The organism is Herminiimonas sp., assembly GCF_030645555.1.
Classification (GTDB): domain Bacteria; phylum Pseudomonadota; class Gammaproteobacteria; order Burkholderiales; family Burkholderiaceae_D; genus Oxalicibacterium.
Genome location: NZ_JAUSME010000214.1, coordinates 1 through 6044, shown reverse-complemented (window position 1 = coordinate 6044; position 6044 = coordinate 1). Strand labels below are relative to the sequence as shown.

6 protein-coding genes and 1 tRNA gene are annotated in these 6044 nt (G+C 56.2%); 6 read left to right on the top strand and 1 reads right to left on the bottom strand.

Features of this window, described 5'->3' with window-relative positions; genetic code table 11:
- Positions 1 to 160, top strand: a 160-nt coding sequence (locus Q7T06_RS08410) for an adenylosuccinate synthetase (protein WP_304783369.1), incomplete at its 5' end; no start/stop codon positions are given.
- 26 nt (positions 161 to 186) lie between these two features.
- Positions 187 to 717 (top strand): phosphoribosyltransferase, encoded by a 531-nt coding sequence (locus Q7T06_RS08405; protein ID WP_304783366.1) that lies wholly within the window; start codon positions 187 to 189, stop codon positions 715 to 717.
- Between the two features lie 190 nt (positions 718 to 907).
- Here the strand turns inward: Q7T06_RS08405 and Q7T06_RS08400 are convergent.
- Positions 908 to 992 (bottom strand) — tRNA-Leu (locus Q7T06_RS08400).
- Between the two features lie 148 nt (positions 993 to 1140).
- On the opposite strand from Q7T06_RS08400, the gene rnr reads away from it, so the two are divergent.
- From rnr to Q7T06_RS08380, 4 genes are all read left to right on the top strand, one after another.
- Positions 1141 to 3582: a ribonuclease R gene (gene rnr / locus Q7T06_RS08395; RefSeq protein WP_304783363.1), complete on the top strand. Its 2442-nt coding sequence runs from the start codon at positions 1141 to 1143 to the stop codon at positions 3580 to 3582.
- A gap of 2 nt (positions 3583 to 3584) precedes the next feature.
- A complete protein-coding gene (gene rlmB, locus Q7T06_RS08390) occupies positions 3585 to 4328 on the top strand; it encodes a 23S rRNA (guanosine(2251)-2'-O)-methyltransferase RlmB (protein ID WP_304783360.1) in 744 nt (247 codons plus the stop codon).
- A gap of 124 nt (positions 4329 to 4452) precedes the next feature.
- Positions 4453 to 5199, top strand: coding sequence for a serine O-acetyltransferase (gene cysE, locus Q7T06_RS08385; protein ID WP_304783357.1), 747 nt, complete (start codon positions 4453 to 4455; stop codon positions 5197 to 5199).
- A 10-nt stretch (positions 5200 to 5209) separates the two neighbouring features.
- Positions 5210 to 5911, top strand: a complete 702-nt coding sequence (locus Q7T06_RS08380; RefSeq protein WP_304783354.1) for a YceH family protein — start codon at positions 5210 to 5212, stop codon at positions 5909 to 5911.
- The last annotated feature ends 133 nt before the right edge of the window (positions 5912 to 6044 follow it).

The following is a 6044-nucleotide window of genomic DNA, read 5'->3' as shown; positions in this document are numbered from 1 at the left end:
GAAAGAAAGCACGGTAGGTGCGAAATCGCTGGATGTATTGCCGGCGAATGCACGTGCCTATATCGATCGCATAGAAAAACTGGTCGGCGTGCCTATTGACATGATCTCCACCGGTCCTGATCGTGAAGAAACGATCGTGTTGCGTCATCCATTCAAGTAAGACTGACACAAGCAGCCGGTGGCATGATGCCTGAATCAAGCGACCAGGATTTGTGGGTTACATGGGATCAATATCACCATGCAATCGAACGCCTGGCGCTTCTGGTACATGAATCCGGCTGGAAGTTTGACCAGGTCTTGTGCCTGGCCCGCGGCGGCTTGCGCCCCGGCGATGTATTCTGCCGCATTTTCGATGTCCCACTGGCGATACTGGCGACCAGTTCATATCGCGAAGAAGGCGGCACGGTACAAGGCGCGCTCGATATCGCCAAACACATCACGATCACCAGGGGCACACTGGGCGGCAAGGTATTGCTGCTCGATGACCTGGCCGATTCCGGCGTGACGCTGGAAAAAGTGCAGCGCCATCTGGCCGAACAGTTTCCTGCCGTGACTGAAGTGAAGTCTGCCGTCATCTGGTACAAGGCTTGCTCATCAGTCAAACCGGATTTCTATCTCGATTACCTTCCCAGCAATCCGTGGATACATCAACCGTTTGAAGAATACGATCGCTTGCGTCCGCAGCAATTGGCGGCACGCTTAAAAAATTCGATCTGAAGCGTAGCGTGTAGTGATGCAGTCATTTATTGCGTGCAGTATTTGCAGGCAATACAGTTCCTGCAAAAATCGCCGGGCAAAACGCCGTGCAAAAATATATGGGGAAAAATCGGGATAGAACAGGTGGCAGAATAAATCGCCATTTGAATAAGAAAAAGCCCGTTGACGAATCAACGGGCTTTTAATAACTTGGTGCCCACGGAGGGACTCGAACCCCCACACCTTGCGGCACATGGACCTGAACCATGCGCGTCTACCAATTCCGCCACGTGGGCCTACAGAAAGAGGAGCAGTATAGCGGAAATCAGATGGAAGTCAATCAGGTTATGCAATGAAATTGCATAATTACTGACTTATCATGCAAACATCGTCACGGTCCGTTACACTGACCCCTGTTCCAACAACAATTAACTGAAACAGCTTTTGAGCCAATATTCTTATACCATTCCCAGCCGCGAGGAAATTCTCGGCATATTACGCACGGCGACCAGTTCGCACGATGCGCCATCCCTTGCCACCGCTCTCGGCGTAAAGCCTGACGAGATGGACGGCCTCATGCGCCGCCTGAATGCCATGGAGCGCGATGGGCAGATCAAGCCTGATCGCGACGGCAATTATCAACTCGCGCATACATCCAACTTCATTGAGGGCCGCGTCAGCAGTCATCGCGACGGCTTCGGCTTTCTGATCCCGGATGATGCCAGTGCAGATATCTTCCTGCCTGAAAAAGAAATGCAAAAAGTGCTGCATGGTGACCGCGTGCAAGCGCGCATCATCGGCACCGACCGCCGCGGTCGTCCGGAAGGCAGCATCGTTGAAGTCGTTGCGCGTGCCAACACACATGTGATCGGCCGCCTGCTCAATGAAAACGGCGTGTGGGTGATTGCCCCCGAAGACCAGCGCATCGGCCAGGACATCATGCTGTCCGGCTCTCCGGGCAATGCCAAAACAGGTCAGGTCGTCAGTGTAGAACTGACCGAGCAGCCTTCGCGCTTCAGCCAGCCGGTCGGCAAGATCGTTGAAGTGCTGGGCGATATAGATGATCCCGGCATGGAAATCGAGATAGCCGTGCGCAAGTACGGCGTGCCGCACGAATTTTCTGAAGAAGCAAAAAAAGCCGCCGCCAAACTGCCGAGCGAAGTACGTGCGATTGATTTGCACGAGCGCGTCGATTTGCGCGATGTGCCGCTGGTCACGATCGATGGTGAAGATGCCCGCGACTTCGATGATGCAGTGTATTGCGAACCATGCAAAATCGGTCGCGCTGACGGCTTCCGCCTGATCGTTGCAATTGCCGATGTCAGCAATTACGTGAAGCCGAACGAGCCGCTCGACGTCGATGCACTGGAACGCAGTACCTCGGTGTATTTCCCGCGCCGCGTGATACCGATGCTGCCGGAAAAACTCTCTAATGGCTTGTGCTCGCTCAATCCCGGCGTCGACCGCCTGACGCTGGTTTGCGATGCAGTGATCACGACCAAGGGCGAGATCAAGGCCTATCAATTCTATCCGGCGGTGATACATTCCGCCGCGCGCCTGACCTATACGGAAGTGGCCAGCGTGCTGGGCAACACCAAGGGCCTAGAAGCCTCGAAGCGCGCCACGCTGGTGCCGCACCTGCTGAACCTGCAGGCTGTGTACCATGCCTTGCTGCAGGCGCGTCTGGCACGTGGTGCGATCGATTTTGAAACGACAGAAACGTATATCGTTTGCAATGAAGTCGGCAAGATAGAACAGATACTGCCGCGCACCCGCAATGAAGCGCACAAGCTGATTGAAGAATGCATGCTGGCAGCCAATGTGTGTGCCGCCGATCTGCTCGAACGTCACAAGCACCCCAGCCTGTATCGCGTGCATGCCTTGCCGACCAAGGAAAAACTGACACAGGTACGGACCTTCCTGAAACAGGTAGGTTTGCATCTGGGCGGCGGCGACAAGCCGAGTGCATCCGATTATGCGGAGCTGATGCCGAAGATCAAATTGCGGCCCGATGCCTTGCTGCTGCAAACGATGCTGTTGCGCTCGATGCAGCAGGCTGTCTACAGCCCGGAAAACATCGGTCACTTCGGTCTGTCGTATGAAGCCTATGCCCATTTCACCAGCCCGATCCGTCGTTATCCGGATTTGCTGACGCATCGCGCAATCAAGGCGATCCTGCAAGGCAAGCGTTATACGCCTAAAGGCATGGATACGAGTGGCTTGAATACGATGCTGTCACCCGCAGCACGCAAAAAACATGCGCAGGACAAGGCCGAAGGCAAGCAAAAAACCGAAGGCGAACTGGCGATCTGGGATGCACTGGGCGTTCACTGTTCGGCCAACGAGCGGCGCGCCGACGAGGCATCGCGCGACGTCGAAGCCTGGCTCAAATGCTATTTCATACGCGACAAGCTGGGCGAGGAATTCACCGGCGTGATTTCCGGCGTTGCCACCTTCGGTATTTTCGTGCAACTGGATTCGCTGTTCATCGAAGGCATGGTCCACGTGACCGAGCTGGGTGCGGATCACTTCAAGTTCGATGAGTCCAGACACGAGTTGCGTGGTGAACGTACCGGCATGCGCTATCAATTGACGGATCGCGTCACGGTGCAGGTCAGTCGCGTCGATCTTGATGCGCGCAAAATCGATTTGCGTCTGGTGACCGAGCCGGGCATACGCACGGTCTTGAAAAACGAAGCGCGTCGTGCGGATACCGAACATCAGTCACGCACGCAAAGAACCGAGCAAAAAGGCGCGAAGAAGACTGCGGCAAAGACTAGTGATATCGGCGCAGCACCGGCGAAAAAAGCCGGGGCCAAGCGTCCGCCCGCCACACCCAACAAGCAACGCGCACCTGCAGTAAAACCAAGCAAGAAGAAACGATAAAAATGAAGAGCAAGATGATTTTCGGCTTTCACGCCGTGACGGCGCGCTTGCGCCATGAAGCCTCTTCGGTAGAAGAAATTTACATCGACGCCAGCCGTCACGATCAGCGCATGAAGGACTTGATCCGCGCCGCCGAAGCCGCCAAGGTACGCATCATTGCAGCCGATGATGCACGTCTGAGCAGCATAGTCGGCACACGCCGCCATCAGGGCGTGGTCGCCAAGGCGGGTGAGTTGTCGCTGGCACGTAATCTGGATGAATTGCTCGATGCTATCGATGGCCCGCCGCTGTTGCTGGTGCTCGACGGTATTACCGACCCGCATAACCTCGGCGCCTGCCTGCGTGTGGCCGATGGCGCCGGTGCGCATGCCGTGATCGCGCCCAAGGACCGTGCAGTCGGCTTGAATGCGACTGCAGCCAAGGTCGCCAGCGGTGCTGCCGATACCGTTCCCTACATCACGGTAACGAATCTGGCACGTACGCTGCGCGAGCTCAAGGAACGCGACATACTGTTGATCGGCACCACCGACGATGCAGAAAAAGGCTTGTACGACGCCGACTTCTCCGGCCCTGCGGCATTGGTAATGGGTTCGGAAGGCGAGGGCATGCGTCGCCTGACGCGCGAGACTTGCGATGTGCTGGTCAGCATCCCGATGTTCGGCTCGGTTGAAAGCCTGAACGTATCGGTCGCTTCGGGCGTGTGCCTGTTCGAGGCGCGTCGCCAGCGTATCGCGAGCGGTTCCTAGCAAATCGAATGATCGGTGGCATCTGTCTGGATGCAACCGATCATTCCGCACATCGCCTTACTTCCGGCTTGTCATAACAGGCTAATATTGCGTTTCCACGCACCTATACATATTCATTTACTCCATGTTCAGTCGCCTTCGTGAAGATATCGCCAATATTATGGCTCGCGACCCGGCAGCGCGCAGCGCCTGGGAAGTCCTGACTTGCTATCCAGGCCTGCATGCGATCGTCATGCATCGCTGGGCAAAATGGTTCTGGACTTATGATTTCAAATGGATGGCGCGTTTTACATCGCACATTGCACGCGGTTTGACGGGTATTGAAATCCACCCAGGCGCAACCATAGGGCGTCGCGTCTTCATAGACCACGGTTTTGGCGTGGTGATAGGCGAGACTGCCGTGATCGGTGACGAATGCACGATTTATCAAGGCGTGACGCTGGGTGGCACCTCCTTGAGCAAGGGGGCCAAGCGCCATCCGACGCTGGCCAAGGGCGTGATCATCGGTGCCGGCGCCAAGGTGCTGGGCTCGTTTACGGTCGGTGAAGGCGCCAAGATAGGTTCCAATGCGGTCGTCGTGAAGGAAGTGCCGGCTGGCGCGACTGCGGTCGGCAATCCCGCGCGCATTATTTTGAAAGACACCAATGTGCGCGATGAAACTGCGGCAAGAATTTTTGCTGCATACGGCGTGACGCCGGATCGCGACGATCCTCTGTCGATAGCCTTGCATGGCTTGATCGACAACGCCGCGACGCAGGAACACCAGATCGAAAAGATACTGGCCGCGTTGAAGCACTCCGGCATCATTTGCGAGACGCTCGTCTCTACAGAAAAATTTGATCCCGACCAGTTGAACAAGCTGGTCGAATAAAAGCCTGCCCATGAATGATGAATCAAGCGCCGTCGTATCGACCGATGCGGCGCAACTGTTACTCCTCGATGCCCATGAAATCCGCGTGCTGGCGGTGTTGGCCGAAAAGGAAGCGCTGACGCCGGACAGTTACCCCATGTCCATCAATGCGCTCACCAATGGCTGCAATCAGTTGACCAGCCGCGATCCTGTCATGGCGATGAGTGATGAGGATGTGCAGCAAACGCTGCAGCGCCTGATACAGGAAAAATTCGTCACCGAAGTCAATCAGGCCGGTGCGCGCGTTGCGAAGTATCAGCATCGGATGCGCATGAAATGGTCGCTGGAACAGGACAAGCTGGCAGTGCTGACTATCCTGATGCTGCGTGGCATACAGACTGCCGGCGAAATCCGTACGCGTTCCGGCCGCCTGCATGATTTTGCTTCTGTCGCCGATGTTGAAGCAGCCTTGCAATTCCTGATCGACAAATATCCGCCTCTGGTAGCCCGCTTGCCGCGCACGCCCGGCACCAAGGAAGCGCGTTATGCGCCTTTGCTGTCCGGTGAAGTCTTTGCTGAAGCGCAGGAAGCTGCGCCTGGATTGCAGGGCGTTGCGGCTGGAACGCCAAGGCAGGATCGCATCGCGCAGCTGGAAGTGGAAGTCAGCACATTGAAAGCAGAGGTCGCTGCGCTGGCTGCGCAGTTTCAGCAATTCAGGCAGAAGTTTGAATAAACTGTCCCGGCTGATGTTGGCAGCCGGCTAGCCTGCGATTGTCTTTCCATCCAGACCGCAGCGTGTGATTTTTCCGCTGGCATCCAGCGCCAGCCAGTCGCCGCGCGGCACATCTCCATCCAGATTCCAGTCT